This is a genomic window from Vibrio sp. 2033 (genome assembly GCF_033339735.1).
In genome coordinates this window covers 1-747 of sequence record NZ_JAWOVC010000297.1, presented here as the reverse complement: position 1 = coordinate 747, position 747 = coordinate 1, and the positions used below count along the sequence as shown (strand labels likewise).

The following is a 747-nucleotide window of genomic DNA, read 5'->3' as shown; positions in this document are numbered from 1 at the left end:
AGCATTTGTTTACATTTCGCTATTCTACCTAGGCGCTACCAGTGCAGCAGTTGCTGCGGGCGCAGACAACGGTGGTCTGATTCTAAGCCAGTACGTTCAAGCATTGTTTGGCCCTTACGGTCAAATCGTTCTTTCTGTGATTGTATTGCTAGCGTGTCTGACAACGGCTATCGGCCTGATTTCAGCATGTTCTGATTTCTTCAGCTCGAAGACATCACTGTCATACAAGCAGTGGGTTCTAATCAACGGTGCCGTATGTGCGCTAGTTGCTAACGTTGGTCTAGCGCAATTGATTTCGCTCTCTGTACCTGTACTGTTTGCCCTTTACCCAGTGGCGATTGCTTTGGTTGCTCTTACCTTTGTTCGTAGCAAACTGCCAAATCCTCGCTTTGCATACCGTGCGGTACTGCTAGTATCACTATTGTTCGCACTTGTTGATGCAGCGAAAGTTGCTGGTTTGGATGTATCTGCGTTCAACGTACTACCGCTGTTTGAAGTGGGCATGGGTTGGGTTCTTCCTACTCTGGCAGCTATCATCTGCATGTTCTTCATCTCTAAATCTGTTCAACCAGAACTACGAGAAGAAGCGGCGTAAAGACGCCAGAAACTGAATAATGAAAAAGCCCGATGAAGTGATTCATCGGGCTTTTTTGTATCTGGTTCGCATCAACGTAAGCGTCGGTGCTTAAAGCGTATCGTGGAACTCCACAAGTACTTGTTCACACCACTTTTCAATTCGCTCGTCAC

General features: G+C 46.9%; 1 protein-coding gene. It reads left to right on the top strand.

From position 1 onward, the window contains the following. On the top strand, window positions 1-595 hold a 595-nt coding region (locus tag R7P74_RS26195; RefSeq protein ID WP_318123566.1), incomplete at its 5' end, for a branched-chain amino acid transport system II carrier protein. Window positions 596-747: the final 152 nt, after the last annotated feature.